The 15,905-nt window shown below is 61.3% G+C and carries 17 protein-coding genes, 1 tRNA gene and 1 pseudogene; 7 read left to right on the forward strand and 12 right to left on the reverse strand.

The window, feature by feature from the left end; all coding sequences use genetic code 11:
- Window positions 1-13: 13 nt before the first annotated feature.
- Complete coding sequence (locus tag AC0V7N_RS13050) at window positions 14-1,171, reverse strand: serine hydrolase domain-containing protein (RefSeq protein WP_475458044.1); 1,158 nt, start codon at window positions 1,169-1,171, stop codon at window positions 14-16.
- 77 nt (window positions 1,172-1,248) lie between these two features.
- On the opposite strand from AC0V7N_RS13050, the gene AC0V7N_RS13055 reads away from it, so the two are divergent.
- Window positions 1,249-1,971, forward strand: coding sequence for a TetR/AcrR family transcriptional regulator (locus tag AC0V7N_RS13055; RefSeq protein WP_475458046.1), 723 nt, complete (start codon window positions 1,249-1,251; stop codon window positions 1,969-1,971).
- A 27-nt stretch (window positions 1,972-1,998) separates the two neighbouring features.
- On the opposite strand, the gene AC0V7N_RS13060 is transcribed toward AC0V7N_RS13055, so the two are convergent.
- Window positions 1,999-2,075, reverse strand: a tRNA-Met gene (locus tag AC0V7N_RS13060).
- A gap of 240 nt (window positions 2,076-2,315) precedes the next feature.
- On the opposite strand from AC0V7N_RS13060, the gene AC0V7N_RS13065 reads away from it, so the two are divergent.
- Window positions 2,316-3,275: a Gfo/Idh/MocA family protein gene (locus tag AC0V7N_RS13065; protein ID WP_475458048.1), complete on the forward strand. Its 960-nt coding sequence runs from the start codon at window positions 2,316-2,318 to the stop codon at window positions 3,273-3,275.
- Window positions 3,276-3,432: 157 nt separating this feature from the next.
- On the opposite strand, the gene mnmA is transcribed toward AC0V7N_RS13065, so the two are convergent.
- Window positions 3,433-4,623, reverse strand: coding sequence for a tRNA 2-thiouridine(34) synthase MnmA (mnmA, locus tag AC0V7N_RS13070; protein WP_475458050.1), 1,191 nt, complete (start codon window positions 4,621-4,623; stop codon window positions 3,433-3,435).
- A gap of 287 nt (window positions 4,624-4,910) precedes the next feature.
- Between mnmA and sciP the strand changes: the two genes are divergently transcribed.
- Entirely contained in the window at window positions 4,911-5,186 is a 276-nt protein-coding gene (sciP, locus tag AC0V7N_RS13075) for a CtrA inhibitor SciP (protein WP_006203587.1), read from the forward strand.
- Window positions 5,187-5,255: 69 nt separating this feature from the next.
- Here sciP and AC0V7N_RS13080 read toward each other — a convergent pair whose 3' ends face one another.
- On the reverse strand, window positions 5,256-6,182 hold the full coding sequence (locus AC0V7N_RS13080; RefSeq protein ID WP_496627877.1) for a zinc-binding dehydrogenase: 927 nt from the start codon (window positions 6,180-6,182) through the stop codon (window positions 5,256-5,258).
- An 89-nt stretch (window positions 6,183-6,271) separates the two neighbouring features.
- Here AC0V7N_RS13080 and AC0V7N_RS13085 point away from each other — a divergent pair, with 89 nt between their 5' ends.
- Window positions 6,272-6,670, forward strand: a complete 399-nt coding sequence (locus AC0V7N_RS13085; RefSeq protein WP_475458056.1) for a winged helix-turn-helix transcriptional regulator — start codon at window positions 6,272-6,274, stop codon at window positions 6,668-6,670.
- A gap of 89 nt (window positions 6,671-6,759) precedes the next feature.
- On the opposite strand, the gene AC0V7N_RS13090 is transcribed toward AC0V7N_RS13085, so the two are convergent.
- The gene (locus tag AC0V7N_RS13090) at window positions 6,760-7,137 is read right to left on the reverse strand and encodes a flagellar export protein FliJ (protein WP_140705050.1); all 378 of its coding nucleotides are present in this window, start codon (window positions 7,135-7,137) and stop codon (window positions 6,760-6,762) included.
- Between the two features lie 451 nt (window positions 7,138-7,588).
- Between AC0V7N_RS13090 and ctrA the strand changes: the two genes are divergently transcribed.
- Window positions 7,589-8,284, forward strand: coding sequence for a response regulator transcription factor CtrA (gene ctrA / locus AC0V7N_RS13095; RefSeq protein ID WP_006203583.1), 696 nt, complete (start codon window positions 7,589-7,591; stop codon window positions 8,282-8,284).
- 228 nt (window positions 8,285-8,512) lie between these two features.
- On the opposite strand, the gene AC0V7N_RS13100 is transcribed toward ctrA, so the two are convergent.
- Window positions 8,513-8,881 (reverse strand): response regulator, encoded by a 369-nt coding sequence (locus AC0V7N_RS13100; RefSeq protein WP_140607090.1) that lies wholly within the window; start codon window positions 8,879-8,881, stop codon window positions 8,513-8,515.
- Between the two features lie 244 nt (window positions 8,882-9,125).
- Entirely contained in the window at window positions 9,126-9,755 is a 630-nt protein-coding gene (chpT, locus tag AC0V7N_RS13105) for a histidine phosphotransferase ChpT (RefSeq protein ID WP_475458059.1), read from the reverse strand.
- Between the two features lie 390 nt (window positions 9,756-10,145).
- On the opposite strand from chpT, the gene AC0V7N_RS13110 reads away from it, so the two are divergent.
- Window positions 10,146-10,682 carry a DUF1134 domain-containing protein gene (locus tag AC0V7N_RS13110; RefSeq protein WP_244277619.1) on the forward strand — a complete coding sequence of 179 codons (537 nt, stop codon included), beginning with the start codon at window positions 10,146-10,148 and terminating at the stop codon, window positions 10,680-10,682.
- Between the two features lie 160 nt (window positions 10,683-10,842).
- Window positions 10,843-11,991 carry a coiled-coil domain-containing protein gene (locus tag AC0V7N_RS13115; protein WP_475458061.1) on the forward strand — a complete coding sequence of 383 codons (1,149 nt, stop codon included), beginning with the start codon at window positions 10,843-10,845 and terminating at the stop codon, window positions 11,989-11,991.
- Window positions 11,992-12,008: 17 nt separating this feature from the next.
- On the opposite strand, the pseudogene AC0V7N_RS13120 reads toward AC0V7N_RS13115, so the two are convergent.
- From AC0V7N_RS13120 to AC0V7N_RS13140, 5 genes and pseudogenes are all read right to left on the reverse strand, one after another.
- Window positions 12,009-12,805 (reverse strand): annotated as a pseudogene (locus tag AC0V7N_RS13120) (TrmH family RNA methyltransferase).
- Between the two features lie 103 nt (window positions 12,806-12,908).
- A complete protein-coding gene (locus AC0V7N_RS13125; protein ID WP_475458066.1) occupies window positions 12,909-13,253 on the reverse strand; it encodes an ArsR/SmtB family transcription factor in 345 nt (114 codons plus the stop codon).
- 155 nt (window positions 13,254-13,408) lie between these two features.
- Window positions 13,409-14,188, reverse strand: coding sequence for a HugZ family pyridoxamine 5'-phosphate oxidase (locus AC0V7N_RS13130; RefSeq protein ID WP_475458069.1), 780 nt, complete (start codon window positions 14,186-14,188; stop codon window positions 13,409-13,411).
- Between the two features lie 22 nt (window positions 14,189-14,210).
- Entirely contained in the window at window positions 14,211-14,972 is a 762-nt protein-coding gene (locus AC0V7N_RS13135; protein ID WP_475458072.1) for a 3-hydroxyacyl-CoA dehydrogenase, read from the reverse strand.
- Between the two features lie 170 nt (window positions 14,973-15,142).
- Window positions 15,143-15,667, reverse strand: a complete 525-nt coding sequence (locus tag AC0V7N_RS13140) for a GNAT family N-acetyltransferase (protein WP_475458075.1) — start codon at window positions 15,665-15,667, stop codon at window positions 15,143-15,145.
- Window positions 15,668-15,905 lie beyond the last annotated feature (238 nt).

Consider the following 15,905-nt stretch of genomic DNA (forward strand, 5'->3'; position numbering starts at 1 on the left):
TATCCAACATTGCCTATTGCGGATTCACTGCCTGGAAGAGCTTCTCCAGCACGAAGCGCGAGCGGCGATCGTCTGGATCGCTCCTCATCTGGTTCATCGTGTAAGAGAACCCTGTCTTTCGTGAAGGCCAGGCCGCATGAATGGAGCCGCCAGCGCCGGAATGCCCGAAGGCATCGGGAGCCGGCCCAAAACGCATCTTTTGTGTCTGAAGCGCAAAGACCGTGGCAAAGGCCATCGGCTCGGAAAAATAGGGATCTGTGAAGCGCGAACGCTCGATCAAACCTTGATCCAATGTCTCAGACTTAAGAATACGCACGCCATCGATCACGCCGCCCTGGCTGAGACAGCCGTAGTAGCGAGCCATGGAACGAGCCGCCGCGATACAGCCGGCCCCACCAATCTGACCGGCGTGAAATGCCCTCGTGTTCCATGCATTGGTATGGGCGGTGAGTAGCGGCGGATTTCTCCAGATCGATCGGTTGATTGGATTTTCCGGATCTGCGTCGACCCAGCCTATTGCGTCCTCAACTTCGATCTCGCCCACACGCGGTTCGAGATCGCGTGGCAGACCAATCCATGCGTCGAGATTCAATGGCCGAGCGATCTCGTCGGCAAAAAACTGTCCGAGTGGCCGGCCGTCAACTCGACGGATAATGGCCCCGCACAGCCAGCCAATTGTCAGTCCGTTGTAGCAAGCGAAGGCATCGGGGTCGTTTGCAATAGGCTGCGTTGCAAGCAGGCCTTCTATTTTCTCGTAGTCCGGCACGTCAGCTACCGACAACGGAGTTGCGACACCGGGGACCCCACTACGATGGGAAACGATATGGCGAACGAGAATGCGTTCTTTCCCGCCCTGTGCAAATTGAGGCCAGTATTTTGTGACCGGCGCATCAAGATCCACTAGACCGCGCTCGATCAGGATCAACATGCACCCCGCCAACAGGCCCTTGGTGCCGGAAAAGACGACTTGGAGGGTGTCCTGCTGCCATTGTCGGCCAGGGGCTGCATTGCCGCCCCAAATGTCGACAACGGTTCGGCCCGAATGTACGGCTGCGAAGGCGGCGCCGACTTCGCCTCGCTCGGTGAAATTCCTCTTGAATTCGTCCGCAACAGGTTCGAAGCCAGGCTCGACGCGGCCCTTTACGATCCCATCTGAAACGGCGGAGGTCATCGGGTTTCCAAATTATTAGTACGTATGTACCAATGTTGTACGAACGTACTATATCCATTGTCAAGAGACCGTCAGGCATGGCGAGCCTCGCCATTATTTGCATTTGGAACCGAAAGCCGGTTCTGTCGATGGACGCTGAAAGCAGGGATCAGATGGCGGCAATGCGGAAATCCCCACGAACCTATCTGACCTCCGAGGAGCGGAGAGCCGAGATCATCGAGGCGGCATTCAAGTGCATCAAGGAGGTCGGCTACGCCAAGTTGACGGCTCGAAAAATTGCCGAGCATCCCAATATATCCTTGGGTCACATAACCTATAATTTCAAAGACATGAACGAGGTCCTCGTTGAGACCTATCGGTATACGTCAAAGCTCTTGGTAGCTGCCGTCAGCGACCAACGCGCCAAGGGTTCCAAATCGCCAAGTGAGCAGCTCAAGATTTTTCTGGGAACGTTCTTGACCCCCGATTTCCTCGAAAGGGACTTCTTGCGGGTCCGGATCGACCTCTGGTCTGCCGCCTTGGCATCCGACGATATTATGAGAACCGAGATCTCGCTCTACGAGCATTTCCGAAATGAACTTTCGGAGATCCTGTGCCAGATAGCGGATGAGAGAACGAAGGGCCGTGAATCAATCCCATTCCTCGTAGACAGCATTACTGCGACGATGGACGGGCTGTGGCTCGATTGGGTGCGTCGAAAGAATACCGAGGCCATGGAGAATGGTCTGAGGGCTTGCTTGCTTCTCGTGAATTGCGCTTTTGGCTGCTGCCCCATCCAAAGCCCAACGCGGCGCGCTTGAAGCTGGTATCGCGGTTCGACCAGGTAGTGGTAGCGGGAGAGGGACTTGAACCCCCGACCCCAGGATTATGATTCCCGTGCTCTAACCAACTGAGCTACCCCGCCAGGGCGGCGAAAGGCCCGAAATCCGCCTTAAATCGAAAGGCATTTCGAGGCGTTCGCCAAGGTCGCGCGGATATAAGGTTGGGAGGGCGAGCCTGTCAAGCTTCGAAGCATTCCATATCGCCGCATATTCTCTTTGCCGAAAAAGCTTTGCCGCGTGGACATTTGGTTGCAACCGCCGGGGTTGAGTTCGAAGGGGCACGTCGCTATGTCTCGGCCACGAGTTTTTAGAGTTTGAAACAGATGAAGCCGCGCATTGCAGTCCTCGGTTGCGGATACTGGGGCAGCAACCACATCCGCACCCTCAAGGCGCTCGGCGCGCTGCACGCGGTTTCCGACGCTAACCGGGCCCGTGCCGAAGGCTTTGCCAGCGAACAGGATTGCCTGGCGATCGAGCCCGACCAGCTGTTCGTGTGTGACGATATCGACGCCATCGTCATGGCCTTGCCGCCGCAGTTCCATGCCGACCTTGCCGTACGCGCCGCTGAAAACGGCAAGGACGTGCTGGTGGAAAAGCCGATTGCGCTGACCGTGCCGGATGCCGAGCGCGCGGTGCAGGCGGCCAAGGACAATGGCCGCGTCTTCATGGTTGGCCATGTCCTGCGTTTCCATCCCGCCTTCGAGACGCTGAAGGGGCTGATCGACAAGGGCGAACTCGGCGAAGTCCGCTACATCCATTCGCACCGGCTCGGCCTTGGCAAATTCCACACCGAGAACGATGCGTTGTGGGATCTGGCGCCGCACGATCTGTCGATGATCTTGGCGATCACCGGCACCGAGCCGATCGAGGTGCGCGGCGAGGGTGCGGCACTCCTCGACAACCTCAGTGATTTCGCGCATCTGCACATGCGTTTTCCCAACGGCCTGCGCAGCCATCTTTTCACCTCGAGGCTCAACCCCTATCGCGAACGGCGGCTGACCGTGGTCGGCACAAAGGCGATGGCGGTGTTCGACGATGTCGAGCCATGGGAGCGCAAGCTTGCCGTCTACCGCCACGCGGTCTGGCAGGACAGCGGCCAATGGGCGTTCACCACCAATGAGCCGTCTTATGTCGCGGTCGCCCAGGGCATGCCGCTGACGCGCGAGCTGGAGCATTTCATCCAGTGCATCGAGACGCGCGCCGAACCGCGCACCAGCGGCGAGGAAGCGATCAGGGTGCTGCGCATCCTGACGGCGGGCACGGTCACCCACACCAAGTCTTAGAGACCGTTTGGAAACTCTACTCCGGCGGCCATCTGGCGGCGTTTTCTGCGCTTCCGGTGCTCACGGACCCAAATGTCCGCTGCGCTCCGGTTCTCGAAAACCACCACCATATGACTCGCCAGAGCGAATTTCGAAACGGTCTCTGAGAGGCTAGCGCCTATTCGGCCGGAACCTGTGCCGGCCTTGCCGCAAGCTTCGTCAGCATGGCCTCGGCCTCGGCGCCGCGCTCGGAACGCTCGATGAAGCCGCCGCCGAAGATGCGGGCCTCGTTGCCGTCGTCGGAATAGAGCACGCAGGCTTGTCCGGGGGCGATGCCGGACTCGCCGTCGGCCAATTCGACCGACGTCACACCTGCGATGTGGCGCAGCACTGCCGGACGCGGCGGCCGGGTCGAGCGCACCTTGGCGAACAGTTCGAGGCCGCGGGCCGGAACATCAGCCAGGGCACCGTCACCCAGCCAGTTCATGTTGCGCAGAAAAATCTTGTGCGTCTCCAGCGCCTCGCGCGGGCCAACCACGACGCGGGCCCGCTCGGCGTCGAGATGGACGACATAGAGCGGTTCGCCCGACGCAATGCCGATGCCGCGGCGCTGGCCGATCGTGTAGCGCAATATGCCCTCATGGCGGCCGAGCACGCGGCCGTCGATGTGGACGATGTCGCCCGGATTGGCGGCGGTCGGCTTCAGCTTGGCGATGATGTCGGAATATTTGCCCTGCGGCACAAAGCAGATGTCCTGGCTGTCCTGCTTGGCGGCCACAGTCAGCCCCATCTCCTCGGCAATGGCGCGAACCTGCGGCTTCGACAGGCCGCCCAAGGGAAAGCGCAGATAGTCGACCTGCGCCTGCGTGGTGGCGAACAGGAAATAGCTCTGGTCGCGGTCGGCATCGACCGGCCGGTAGAGCGTGCGGTGGGCGCCGTTGGCGCCGGAGCGGATATAGTGGCCGGTGGCGAGCGCATCGGCGCCGAGCTCCTTGGCGGTCGCCAGGAGATCGGCGAACTTGACCGTCTGGTTGCAGGAGACGCAAGGGATCGGCGTTTCGCCGGCGACATAGCTCTCGGCGAAGGGGTCGATGACCGCCTTGCGGAAGCGCTCTTCGTAGTCGAGCACGTAATGCGGGATGCCGAGCGTCTCGGAAACGCGGCGGGCATCGTCGATGTCCTGTCCGGCGCAGCATGAGCCGGCCCGGTGCGTCGCCGCGCCGTGATCGTAAAGCTGCAAGGTGACGCCGACGACATCATAGCCCTCGCGCTTCAACAGGCCGGCGACCACGGACGAATCCACGCCGCCCGACATGGCGACGACAATGCGGGTGTTTTCGGGACGTCCGGGAAGATCGAGACTGTTCATGATGCTTTCATTCTGCGCGGCATCTGAATGCCAATGTCGAGAATATAGGTCAAGCTTTCCGGCGACGCCAGCTTGCAGGGCAATTCACGGATTGCGGACGATCCGCGATCAGCGGGATTTTTCCCAGCCAAACCAAGGCTTCCAGCCGGATATTTCAAATGCCTGCGAAAACCCTAACGCGGCGTTCACGATCCTTACCTAGTCATTAGGGTCTGCTTAGGCAATTTTTAAAGCTGTGGCGGTAACGTGGCGGGGATTGGGTCTTTGAGTTTTTTGTAGAGAGTACGATGACCGATCTGGTTAGACCTAGAGTCAAGTATGTTATTGGGCCTGACGGCAGCCCTCTTACGATTGCCGATCTGCCGCCGACGAACACGCGTCGCTGGGTTATCCGGCGCAAGGCGGAAGTCGTCGCGGCGGTGCGCGGCGGGCTTTTGAGCCTCGAAGAGGCATGCCAACGCTACAAGTTGACCACCGAGGAATTCCTGTCCTGGCAGGCGTCGATCGACGAATATGGCCTTGCCGGGCTGCGCACCACGCGCATCCAGCAATACCGACATTAGGGTCGGGCTGAGCACATCAAAGGGCGCGGCACTCCGCGCCCTTTGTTTTTTCGAAGCCGTCTCTTGGCGTCAGACCGTCAGCGCCACCTTGCCGATCGGCCTGGTGGCGAGAAAGGCGTGGGCGGCACCGGCCTCTTCGAGCGGGAAGCTCTTCGCCACATGGACGGTGAGCTTGTTCGCGTCGATCAGCCGGCCAAGTTCCAAAAGGCCTTCGCGGTCAGGCACGACGGACATGCGCTCGACCCGGATGCCGCGCGCGCTGGCCAGCGCCCTGGTGGTGTCGTTCAGGTTCAGCAAGGACACCAGCACGCCGCCATTCCTGATGACCGTCAGCGAGCGTTCGGCATGCTCCCCACCCATCGGCTCCAGCACCAGATCAATCTCGCTGACCTGGCTGGTAAAATCACCCTTGGTGTAGTCGATGACCTCGTCGGCGCCGAGCTCGCGGACGAAATCGAGCTTGTTGGGGCTGGCGGTGGCGATGACATAGGCGCCGCGCGCCTTGGCGATCTGCACCGCCAGATGGCCGACGCCGCCGGCCGCCGCATGCACCAGCACGCGCTGGCCCGATTTCAATGCGCCATGGCGGACAAGGCCCTGCCAGGCTGTCAGGCCGGCCAGCGGCAATGCGCCTGCCTGGACGTGGTCCGCCGCCTTCGGCTTCAGCGCGATCTCGCCGGCCGGCACTGCGGCCAGTTCGGCGTAGGCCGCTGCCTGTTCGGGGAAGCGCGGCATGCCGAACACCTCATCGCCGACCTTGAGGCCGGTGACGCCGGCGCCCAGCGCCTCGACGGTCCCCGATATATCCCAGCCGAGGACGAAGGGCGGCTCGCCAAGCAGTGGAAAATAGCCGGCGCGGACGGCGCCATCGACCGGATTGATGCCTGCTGCCTTGACGCGAACCAGCACTTCGCCGGGCTTTGCCTTGGGGTCAGCCTGATTGGCAATAACGAGGACGTCGGGTCCGCCGACGGAATTCTGGATAACGGCACGCATGGGATGTCTCCTGCTTGGTTGGTGCCGCTATCATTTGGATAGTAACATTCTCTTGTCCAGTATGTACCTCCTTGATATATAGGTACCTCATGGATAGTGACTTCGAATCCCCTTTTGGTTATGACGCCTTCCGGCGGACATGTGCGTCGCACACCGTGCTGGAGATGCTGGCCAGCAAATGGGTCTACCTGGTGGTCTGCGCGCTGCGCAAAGGCCGGCTGCGCAATGGCGAGCTTGCCCGCAAGCTCGAAGGCATCACGCCCAAGATGCTGACGCAGACATTGCGTGTGCTGGAGCGCGACGGCCTGGTGCGGCGTGAGATCTTCCCGGTCATTCCGCCGCGCGTCGAATATGAATTGACCGAGCTCGGCCAGAATCTGGCGGCACTGCTCACCCAGATCAGGGCATGGGCGGAGCAGCACGCGCCTGACATCAAAGATGCCCGTGCCAGGGCGATTGCGGCAAATGAGGGCGATTGGGCCGCTTAGATCGGTGATCTCCGCGGCGGGTGCGGTGCGAAGCTATCGCCCGACGAGGTGCGCGCTCGCGGACGCTGACGATTTGGATATCGGCAGGTTCAGCCGATCATGGCGCTGCGGCCGCCGGTTTCGGCCTCGCGAATCTTGGTGTCGCGCGACTCCAGCATTTCAGCCTTCGAAAGCTCCGCTTCAGCTTCGCCGAGTAATGATTCGGCAGCGCTTCGCTGTTGGGCGAGGTCGCCTTGTGAGTTTCTGAGGTTGTCGCGGCGCAAGCGTGCCGCCTTGGCGAAGGTCGGATAGGCAAAATGATTGATGTCGGTGATGCCGGCTTTCTTTTCCTCGGCGGTGATCTGAAGCTCCAGTTCGACGGCCATGCGTTCGAACTCGGCGATCATCATGTCGAGCTGCAGCAGCTGCCGCCGCTTCTCATTCACCTGAAACTGTTTCAGCCGAACGAGGTTTTCACGTGACTTCATGATTCGGTACTCCCGGAAACGCACACCCGCACATATCGTCCAAACCACCTGGAAAGGCCCAGGCGTTGCCCGTGTCCACCGGCTTTCCCCGAACTATGGGAAACAAAACCCTAAAGTTTTTTGCCGGCGGTAACCATTCGTTTACGGGCATTGTTAATCATACGGGTCAGGACTTAAGGCCGGGTAAAAATTCCGGTCGCCGATTCGGAAGCGCATCGATGAGTCCCTGGAGTCGCTTAGTCCAGGTTATTAATGTGTTGCATTAGGAATTTGGGTCTGTGATTCGTTATTAGATTCAAGAGGGTGTAGAAAGGGGTTAAAAAATCTGGTACCGTCGTGGACGGGAAATTAGGTTTTGTTAACCATTCAATGGCAGCCTCTGCACAAGGCAACCACTGCTCCGGATCCGGACGGGTCTTAAGATGGTCCGGCAGCAGAAAAGGGGAATTAAATGCGTGTTCTGCTGATAGAAGATGACAGTGCAACCGCACAAAGCATCGAACTGATGCTGAAATCGGAAAGTTTCAATGTCTATACGACGGACCTCGGCGAAGAGGGTGTCGATCTGGGCAAACTCTACGACTACGACATCATACTTCTCGATCTCAACCTGCCCGACATGTCCGGCTACGAGGTCTTGAGAACGCTTCGCCTCTCCAAGGTAAAGACGCCCATCCTCATCCTCTCCGGCATGGCCGGCATCGAGGACAAGGTACGCGGCCTCGGCTTCGGCGCTGATGACTACATGACCAAGCCGTTCCACAAGGACGAGCTGGTGGCGCGCATCCATGCCATCGTGCGGCGCTCCAAGGGCCACGCCCAGTCGGTCATCACCACCGGTGACCTGGTGGTCAACCTCGACGCCAAGACCGTTGAAGTCGGCGGCCAGCGCGTGCATCTCACCGGCAAGGAATACCAGATGCTGGAGCTGCTCTCGCTGCGCAAGGGCACCACGCTCACCAAGGAAATGTTCCTCAACCACCTTTATGGCGGCATGGACGAGCCGGAACTGAAGATCATCGACGTCTTCATCTGCAAGCTGCGCAAGAAGCTCGACGCCGCGTCCGGTGGTCAGAATTACATCGAGACGGTCTGGGGCCGGGGCTACGTGCTGCGCGAACCCGAAGACATTCGCGTCAGCGCCTAAGCGCCAGCGCCGACTGAATTATTGCCATCTTCGACAAAAAACCCGGCCTCGGCCGGGTTTTTTGCGTTACGGTTCATAATTAAGGGCGCGTTGCCGCAGGCCTTAGAGCATTTCACCGTTTCACAGAAACGGCGAACTGCTCTAACTCTTTGTTTTGACGCAATTCCCAAGGGAAAGCGCTACGCGCTTTTCCCGGGAAAACCGTTTGACACTTTTCCTGGAATTGCTTCAGGCGGCGATTTTCAGGGTGCGAAAGCGCTCGAGCAGCTGTGGGCGGTTGAAGGGCTTCAAGAGATAGCCCTGGGCGCCGGCGCGCTTGGCCCGCATGATCGAGGCGATATCGAGCTCGACCAGCGAGATCAGGATCTGCGGTTTGATCGGGCTTTCCATGGCGCGCACGCGGCGGATGAGGTCAACCGCCTGCACGTCCGGCAGGGCGCCGTCGACGACGATGATGTCGGGCATGTCGGCGGCGCACATCTCCAGTGCATCAAGCCCGCTGGCTGCTTCGATGACCACCATGTCGGAACCGCCCAGGATGCGTTTTGCAACCTTCCTGATGACGCTTGAGTCGTCGACGAACATGCAGCGTTTCATTCCGGGTCCTCTTTGCCCTGGGGCGATCCGGTCGTGCGGGCATCTGGTGACCACCCTAGACCGATCTGGTAAAGAACCCGAAAAGCCTTTAGGTAAAATTTTTGCAAAGATACCGTCTGGAGGACTTTTCTTTGCAGATGCTTCGATGCGGCCGATCGGGAAAAGCTCAACGCTTACGATCGAGCCGTTACGGCAATATTAGGCAGTTGAAATACTTCATTTGCCTTGCAGGTCGGCCGGATGCTCAGGCTGCCGAAAGCACGATTTCTTCCGCCGTCGCGTGGATCGATATCGTCATGCCGGCCTCGCGGGCCAGAAGCAGCGTGTAGTAGGGCTGCACCGAATGCGCATCGATCGGCTCTTCCGGCTTGTGGCCGGAATGCAGTTCGAGGAATTTCGGCGGCACGCGCAGCATCGGGCCGCTTGCCGAAAGCGAAATGCGCGGCTCGGTTTCGAGATTCTCGAGGGTGACGACCAGCTTGCCGCCGCGCGGAATGGCGGCATTGGCGACCAGGATCAGGTTGAGCAGCAGCTTGACCTTGTTCTTGGGCAGCAGCGCGCGGGGCCCATTCCAGGTCAGTTCCGGCTTTTCATTCTTGAGGAAGGCGATTGCCACCGCTTCGGCGTCGCCGGTGTCGATCAGCATGCCGGCGGAGCCTGCCGCGCCGAAGGCGATGCGGGCGAACTGCAGCCTGGCCGAGGCGTTCTTGGCGCTCTGGCGGATAAGCCGCATGGCGTCTTCGTCGGCGCCGCCCTCGTCAAGCAGTTCAAGCCCGTTGTTGATCGCGCCGACCGGCGAGATGATGTCGTGGCAGACGCGGCTGCACAGAAGCGCCGCCAGGTCAGGCGCGGAGAGGGTGAACAGATCGGCCATCGGTGAAAATCCCTGCAAAATTCCACAATTCGTGGCCGAGCGATTGATCGTCGCGCCTGCCCAACACGAATCACGCTCCAACCCGAGGCTTTCTGAATACACAGCACTCGTACGTACAGCAACAAACCCAAAATTGTCGTCACGGCAAATGGCGTGTTCGCGTAGCCTGCCGGCCCCGCGCGACCCCAAAAGCCAGCCTTCGAACCGCCATCTTCCTGTGGGAGTTAATGGTTGAAAAAGGATTACGGCATAGTTTGCCCCTAACAGTCATCCTTAACGGCCGCCTAAAGAGCCGGACCGGATGCGAGGCGTCGGCGAAAGTGCTCCATGACGGAGATTGGAAGCATGTTTTCCCGATTCTACGACCGGAGTTTCCTCCGTGTCCTCTCAATGGCGATCACGCTCATGGGCGTTCTCGTCTTCTCGACCTCAGCCCTGAGGGCCCAGGAATACACCGCTCAGGAGATTATCGATTCCGGTCACAAGTTCTTCGGCGCGACATCGGGTGGGCTCGCCACCGTCGTCGAGAAGATCTTCGCCTCCTACGGCTTGCCCAATGGCTATCTGCTTGGTGAGGAGGGGTCGGGCGCGCTCATCGGCGGCCTGACCTATGGCGAGGGCACGCTCTACACCAAGAACGCCGGCGACCACAAAGTGTTCTGGCAAGGCCCGTCGCTGGGCTGGGATTTCGGCGGCGAAGGGTCCCGGGTGATGATGCTGGTCTACAATCTCGACGATGTCAGCAATCTCTATAACCGCTATGGCGGCGTGGCCGGGTCGGCCTATGTGGTGGCGGGCGTCGGCTTCAATGTGTTGAAGAACAACAATGTGCTTCTGGTGCCGATCCGCACCGGTGTCGGCGCCCGGCTCGGCGTCAATCTCGGCTATTTGAAGCTGACCGAGCGGGCGACGTGGAATCCGTTCTAAAGTCCCACCCGTCATGACCGCAATGCTGGCTTTTCGATGGGATTTGTAGGCCTGTGACCCCCAATGCGCCGCGGCAAGCTCTTGCCGCAGCGCCGGATTTCCGCCATGCCAGTATGATGCGGTTCAATCCAAGTGGTTGCCGCCGATAGCGGGTTGTCCTTTGGTTCAGTCGGTCCTGTTCTTTGCCCTCGGCTTTCTGTGCGCCGGCTTTCTGGCGCTGATGGTGGCTCCGGCCGTCTGGCGTCGTGCCGTCGCGCTGACCCGCAGGCGCATCGAGGCCTCTATTCCGCTGACGCAGTCCGAGATCCTGGCCGACAAGGACCGCATCCGGGCCGAGTACGCCATGGCGACGCGCCGCCTCGAAATGAACGTCAAGGCGTTGCGCGAGAAAGCGGCCGAACAACTCGTCGAGATCAATCGCGGCCGCGAGGCGCTGAAGGGGCTGGCGGTCGAGCGCACGGACAAGAACCACGCGCTCGCTGAACTCGGCGCCAAGAGCGAGGCGCTGCGGCAGCGCGAAGAGGAACTGCATCAGCTTTCGGAGCGGCTCAAGGAAACCGAGCGCAAGCTGGAGAAACGGGCGCTCGAGCTCGAAAAGCTGGAGCACATGTACGACGATGCCAGTTTTTCCTCCTCCAGCCGGCAGATCGAGCTCGTGGCGCGCGAATCCGAATTGCAGAAGCTTGCCAGCGACATCTCGCTGCTGCGTGGCCAGCGCAAGGAAGCGGATCGGCGCCAGCAGGAGATCGCGGCCGAAAGCAAGGCCGCGCGCGATGCCCTGAAGGCGGAGAAGAAAAGGGCGGCCGAACTCGACAAGAAGGTCGAACGGCTCCTGGCAACGCTCGCTGATCGCGAGGACAAGCTTGACCGCCGCGAAAAGGAGCTGGCGCGGCTGCGCGAAAAGGCGAAGGCCGAGGACGGCGGGCCGGCCTTGCGGCTGGTCGGCAAGCCGGATGAAGCGGGCAGACATGACGAGGCCGCGAGGCGCGATGATCTGGATCAGGCGATCGCCAAGCTCGACAGCGATCGCGAGCGGCTGGAGGCGAGGCTGACGGCGCTGGCGCGCGAGAACAAGCGGCTGAAGGCCGATCTCGGCGCCATGGCATCGTCGGGTTCGGCCAATGGCAGTGCCGCGCTGCGCGAGCAGATGAATGAGCTGGCGGCTGAAGTCGTCCACCTGACGGCCAAGCTCGAGGGACCTGATTCACCGATCGCCAAGGCGCTGGCGGCGCCGGCTGACAGCCGATCCGACGGCGGCGACCGCAGCCTCGCCGACCGTGTGCGGGCTCTGCAGAAGGCCGCGAACTGAAGCTGTGACGCAGCCATTTAGCGGTGCGAAAAATGGTGCAGCGCGATAGCTGACGCTGCGGCGACGTTCAGGCTGTCGAAGCCTTGCGACATGGTGATACGCACGGTTTGCAGGCGCGCCAGCAGGCTTTCGGGCAGGCCTTCACCCTCGGTGCCGAGATAGAGCGCCAGGCGCCCGGCCGGCTTTGCATCGCGAATATCGGTTCGTCCGCGCGGCGACAGGGCGAATTGTTCAACCCCCGTTCGGCGAGCATCGCCGTAAAGCCGGAAGTGTCGGTGAAGGAGGCGAAGGGTACTTTCAGCGCCGCGCCGACCGAAACGCGGATCGCCTTGCGGTACAGCGGATCGCAGCACGTGGCGTCCATCAGCACGGCACCGGCGCCGAAGGCGGCGGCATTGCGAAAGATCGAGCCCATATTGTCGTGGTTGGCGATGCCGACGAGCACCACCACCAAGGCTTGGGCGGGCAAGGCATCCAGCAATGGTCCGGCCGCTAGCGGCGTCTCCTTGCGGCCGATGGCCAGGATGCCGCGATGCATGTGGAAGCCGGCGATCGCGTCCATCACCGTTGTGGTGACGACGTAGACCGGTAGGTCCACCGGCGCCTTGTGCAGGATGTCGTTCAGACCGCTGAGCCGGTTTTCCAGCACCAGCACTGATTCAGCACCGAAGCGTCCGGACGTCAGAAGCAGGTCGAGCACCACCTTGCCTTCGGCGACGAAACGGCCTTGCCGGCCGGCGAGATCACGTTCGCGGATGTCGAGATAGGCGGCGACGCGTGGATCCCGCGGGTCGTCGATGCGAATTGGGTCCATGTCCTCCGCTCAAAAATCGAGAGCGCGGTTCGTGCGTCGAGAAAGACACACAAGCCACGCTCCGGAAATCGTCAGCGAGGTAAACGGCCGCAGGAGCGTCCGGTCAAGTCCCGGCGCGGCGCAATCTCTGCGCCATCTGGGACAGGTCTTCCTTGCCGGTGCCGAAAATACCATCCAGCACGACAAGCAGCTCGCGCACCGCATCTGATTTGCAGGAGTAGTAGATCATCTGACGGTCGCGGCGGGTTTCCACGAGGTCGAGCGCCCGCAACTTGGCCAGATGCTGCGAGAGGGCGGATTGGCTGAGCATCACCTTTTCGGCGATGGCGCCGACCGACATTTCACCGTCGATCAGATAGCTCATGATCAACAGCCGTTTTTCGTTGCCCATCAGCATCAAAAATTCGGCGGCCGATTCGGCGTTGGCGGCTAGCTTTGTCGAGACCATGAATGCCCCATGCTGTTTGATCATCGAGGCACCATGGGGGCAATGGGGCCTGAATCCAAAAAATCACTTGCGAACGGCCCCTGACGAGTCAGCGCCATTTCCGAAAGGTAGAACATTTCTTTCAAATCTCAAGTGTTGCTTTTGATCAAATGCAATTAAGTTTGGTTGTTTTCCTGCCCGGCAGCCCTGCCGCTCCTGGCCATTTCGACCAGAACGGGTCGTAAGTCCCGCGCTGATACCAGAGGTTGTGGGAAGAATACCCGGCAAACATTGTCTCCCGACACCAGATCCATGCCATCGGCGTCCAAACCGGCGATGCTCCAGCCGTCGCCAGATGCCCCAGCATAGTGATGCGCATAAACGGCGATCGCATCGAGATGGTCCGCGTTCATGTGATCGACGGCGGATTGTTCGCTCGCCGCAAGCTCTTCGACGATGGAGCCGACTGTGACAAGATCGGAGCGATCGAGCAGATAGGCCTTGCCGAAGCCGCCATTGAGGCTGGCGCGCTGCGGCTCGAGGCGAAAGATCGAGAAGTCGCCGAGCCCGGCATAGAGGCTCGCCTTGGGATTGCGGTTGAGATAGCGGCGCTCGGCGCGCGCATGCGCGTCCGAGCCACGCTCGAGCCGCGATGCCTGGCAGATCAGCGTCAGGCGCGGATGCGCCAGCGGGTCGCCCTTGCCGGGCTCACCGAGCAGCAGGGAACAGCGTGGATCGGCAAGCATGGCAGGCGTGTGCGCCGACAGCATCGAAACCAGGATCAGTGGTGCGCCGTCGATGTCTGTGGCGACACCGACCCGGCTTGCCAGCGGCGATCCGGTCTGCGGCTCCAGCACCGCAAGGGCGCCGAAACGGGCGCTGCGCAGAAGTGTCTTCGCCAACCGGATCGCCTCGGCGTCGGTCTCGCGGATCACGTCTTTCTTTCGATCGTCCAAGGGTCTTGCCCTGCTAAGTTGATTACTTCGGCGCCATGCGGATGGCGCCGTCAAGGCGGATGGTCTCGCCGTTCAGCATCTGGTTTTCGATGATGTGCAGGGCAAGCGCGGCATATTCGGATGGCTCGCCGAGGCGCGACGGGAAGGGCACGGCGGCGCCCAGCGAATCCTGCACGTCCTGCGGCATGCCGGCCATCATCGGTGTCTTGAAGATACCGGGTGCGATGGTGCAGACGCGGATGCCGGAACGGGCAAGGTCGCGCGCCACCGGCAGTGTCATGCCGACGACACCGCCCTTGGAGGCGGAATAGGCGGCCTGGCCGATCTGGCCGTCATAGGCGGCGACCGAAGCGGTGTTGACGATGACGCCGCGCTCGCCGCCCTGCAGCGGCTCGAGCTTCGCCGCGCGGTCGGCGACGAGGCGGATCATGTTGAAGGTGCCGATCAGGTTGACCTCGATCACCTTGCGGTACTGGTCGAGCGGATGAGGCCCGTCCTTGCCGATCGTCTTCACGCCAATGGCGATGCCGGCGCAATTGACCAGGATGCGCGGTTCGCCCAGCTTGCTCGCCGTCTCGGCGACGGCTGCGGCACCACTGTCGGCGCTGCTGACGTCGCATTGCACGGCAATGCCGCCGATGTCGGCCGCGACCTTGGCGGCGCGGTCGATGCCGACATCGAATATGGCGACGCGGGCACCCTTGGCGGCAAGCGCGCGCGCCGTCGCCTCGCCAAGACCGGAGCCGCCGCCGGTCACGATCGCGATCTGGCCGTTCGGATTCATGGCGTCATCCTTTGCTATGGGAACAGGACCGGATCAGGCCCGGATCGACGGCCAAGGTCAAGCCATTGCCTTGAGCATGATCCCGAAAAGTGGATGCCGGTTTTCGGAAAAGGTCATGCTCAAACAAAGAGATAGAGCCCCATCCCGATTCAGTCGGGATGGAACAGGCTCTAGACGTGTTCTGCGACCCTGGCCTGGCTGGCATGACCGACCTCGCCAGTGAGCCTGGCGACCGCGCCCGGTGTGATCTCGTGCGACAAAAGGCGGTCGAGGTCGACGGGGCGCGGCATCGAGATCTGGCCGCGCGGGATGCGCTTGAAGCCGAGCGGCCCGTAATAGGGCTCGTCGCCGACCAGTATGACGGCGGGCGCGCCGGTCTTGACGGCGGCCTCGAGTGCGATCGCCACCAGCCGGCGGCCGATGCCGAGATTCTTGAAGGCCGGCCGCACCGCAAGCGGCCCGAGCATCAGCGCGCGCCCGGCGCCGGCGGCAATGCGGGTCATGCGCACCGAGGCGACGACGAGGTCGCCGTCGACCGCGACAAAGGACAGCGCGCGCTCGTGACCGCCGGCTTCGCGGATCTTGTAGGCGGCCAGCACGAAACGGCCGGGCCCGAAGGCTTCGTCGTTGATGGCTTCGATCTGGATGTCGTGCGCCGGGGTTTCCGGCAGGTATTTCACGTCGGCAAGGCTCATGGTCTTTGCGTTCCGGTAAGGAGGAAAGGTTTGCTGCAAACGGCAGCATTCGCCAGTCAGCGCTTCATCAAGCGCGGGCGCCCTTTCGTCGTCGGTCAAACCGGATCAAAGCAAAGTCGAACATGCGGAGTGTCCGCTAGCATCAATTTTCTGCCGCTGCAATCGGCCTGATATGTCCGCCGTCTCCGTCAAGTGACGGTCTGTTCAGCGCCTGACGTCTTCGACAGGGCAGCCTTGC

The organism is Mesorhizobium kamtschaticum, assembly GCF_056174585.1.

What these genes read in the sequence shown, in the direction of transcription:
- AC0V7N_RS13050 (WP_475458044.1), bottom strand. Translation starts at nt 1,171, where the DNA reads ATGACCTCCGCCGTTTCAGATGGGATCGTAAAGGGCCGCGTCGAGCCT.
- AC0V7N_RS13055 (WP_475458046.1), top strand. Translation starts at nt 1,249, where the DNA reads ATGGCGAGCCTCGCCATTATTTGCATTTGGAACCGAAAGCCGGTTCTG.
- AC0V7N_RS13065 (WP_475458048.1), top strand. Translation starts at nt 2,316, where the DNA reads ATGAAGCCGCGCATTGCAGTCCTCGGTTGCGGATACTGGGGCAGCAAC.
- mnmA (WP_475458050.1), bottom strand. Translation starts at nt 4,623, where the DNA reads ATGAACAGTCTCGATCTTCCCGGACGTCCCGAAAACACCCGCATTGTC.
- sciP (WP_006203587.1), top strand. Translation starts at nt 4,911, where the DNA reads ATGACCGATCTGGTTAGACCTAGAGTCAAGTATGTTATTGGGCCTGAC.
- AC0V7N_RS13080 (WP_496627877.1), bottom strand. Translation starts at nt 6,182, where the DNA reads ATGCGTGCCGTTATCCAGAATTCCGTCGGCGGACCCGACGTCCTCGTT.
- AC0V7N_RS13085 (WP_475458056.1), top strand. Translation starts at nt 6,272, where the DNA reads ATGGATAGTGACTTCGAATCCCCTTTTGGTTATGACGCCTTCCGGCGG.
- AC0V7N_RS13090 (WP_140705050.1), bottom strand. Translation starts at nt 7,137, where the DNA reads ATGAAGTCACGTGAAAACCTCGTTCGGCTGAAACAGTTTCAGGTGAAT.
- ctrA (WP_006203583.1), top strand. Translation starts at nt 7,589, where the DNA reads ATGCGTGTTCTGCTGATAGAAGATGACAGTGCAACCGCACAAAGCATC.
- AC0V7N_RS13100 (WP_140607090.1), bottom strand. Translation starts at nt 8,881, where the DNA reads ATGAAACGCTGCATGTTCGTCGACGACTCAAGCGTCATCAGGAAGGTT.
- chpT (WP_475458059.1), bottom strand. Translation starts at nt 9,755, where the DNA reads ATGGCCGATCTGTTCACCCTCTCCGCGCCTGACCTGGCGGCGCTTCTG.
- AC0V7N_RS13110 (WP_244277619.1), top strand. Translation starts at nt 10,146, where the DNA reads ATGGCGATCACGCTCATGGGCGTTCTCGTCTTCTCGACCTCAGCCCTG.
- AC0V7N_RS13125 (WP_475458066.1), bottom strand. Translation starts at nt 13,253, where the DNA reads ATGGTCTCGACAAAGCTAGCCGCCAACGCCGAATCGGCCGCCGAATTT.
- AC0V7N_RS13135 (WP_475458072.1), bottom strand. Translation starts at nt 14,972, where the DNA reads ATGAATCCGAACGGCCAGATCGCGATCGTGACCGGCGGCGGCTCCGGT.
- AC0V7N_RS13140 (WP_475458075.1), bottom strand. Translation starts at nt 15,667, where the DNA reads ATGAGCCTTGCCGACGTGAAATACCTGCCGGAAACCCCGGCGCACGAC.